The organism is Paenibacillus sp. S150, assembly GCF_019352175.1.
In the GTDB taxonomy this organism is placed as follows: domain Bacteria; phylum Bacillota; class Bacilli; order Paenibacillales; family Paenibacillaceae; genus Paenibacillus_AQ.
The window spans coordinates 1-1,169 of the sequence record NZ_JACBYI010000091.1; the positions used below are offsets into that span (position 1 = coordinate 1).

The 1,169-nt window shown below is 49.7% G+C and carries 2 protein-coding genes; both read right to left on the reverse strand.

The genetic code is table 11. The features are described from left to right. Positions 1-8: 8 nt before the first annotated feature. Positions 9-791: an IS630 family transposase gene (locus HYD27_RS31655; protein ID WP_219221751.1), complete on the reverse strand. Its 783-nt coding sequence runs from the start codon at positions 789-791 to the stop codon at positions 9-11. Continuing rightward, positions 680-1,138: a helix-turn-helix domain-containing protein gene (locus HYD27_RS31660; protein WP_219221750.1), complete on the reverse strand. Its 459-nt coding sequence runs from the start codon at positions 1,136-1,138 to the stop codon at positions 680-682. Before HYD27_RS31660 ends, HYD27_RS31655 begins: the two co-directional genes overlap by 112 nt. Positions 1,139-1,169: the final 31 nt, after the last annotated feature.

The following is a 1,169-nucleotide window of genomic DNA, read 5'->3' on the forward strand; positions in this document are numbered from 1 at the left end:
TGACCACATTAAATTTCAGGATATAAATGCTTTAACTTTCCTCGTGCCTGCTCCGTGGTAAATTGCCAATCGACAGATTTCTGAATTTGGTTGCGTTCCGTTTCCCAAGCAGATACCTCACCTTGTAATTCTTCAATGGAGGAGATTCGGCGGTTCAGGCATTGAATCGTCAGTACGCTCAGTTCAATCTCAGCGATATTCAACCAACTGCCATGCTTAGGGGTGTAATGGATTTCCAATCGTTTCGCCAAGGCCAATGCCTGTTCAGGTGCAAAGGTTTCATACAAAGACGAGATCGTGTGGGTATTCAAGTTGTCCATCACCAGCCGAATTCGTTTCGCCTCGGGATAGTGCACCTCTAGCAGCTCTTGGATCTGCAGAGCCCAGTCCGATTTCGTACGTCTTTCCGAAGCCTGCACGTGACGCCAACCGGCGAGCGGCTCTGTGAACAAAAACAGGCTGCAGCTTCCTTTGCGAACATATTCGTAATCTTCCCGCAGTACTTGTCCAGCCTTCATGGGTTGTGGAGGACGCGAGTGATCAAGCAGTTGGATCGGCTGTTCATCCATACAAATAAGCGGGATTTCAGGGTCATACGGAAGGGCATACGTCTCTAGAACGTCTTCCATCCGAGCGACGAACTCACTGCTCGATTTGGCGGGAATGCACCACTGTTTTTTCAGGTGAGGCTTAAGTTTTGTTTTTTTAAAGTCATCCGAATGGTTTCTCGTCCCACAGATTCCAAAATATTCAGTTCGATGACTCGACGGGTCAACAAACGAATGGTCCAGCGAGCATACCCTTTTGGAGGCTCAGAACAGGCTAACGCTAGGATTCGGGCTTCCACTTCACCTGTGATCGGCGAAGGACGTGGCGGTTCGGCGCGCCGGCGATAACAGAGCGTCTCCTCCAGTCCGCGGGTGCAGTAATCCCTTACCGTGTAAAAGACGGTCACCGTACTGACTCCGCAGCGACTGGCAATTTCGGTCTGCTTGGGAATAGCACCTTGAGTTTCATCCGAAAGAAGCAGTACGAGACAGCGGCGGCGAATGCCAGGGGGTGTTAATTCGGCATGGAGAAGTTGTTCTATCTTTTCGCGTTCTTTGGGTTCAAGCCGAACCTCGTATTTTTTGTTCATCTGCTAGCCCTCCCATATTTTTCTTATAGGA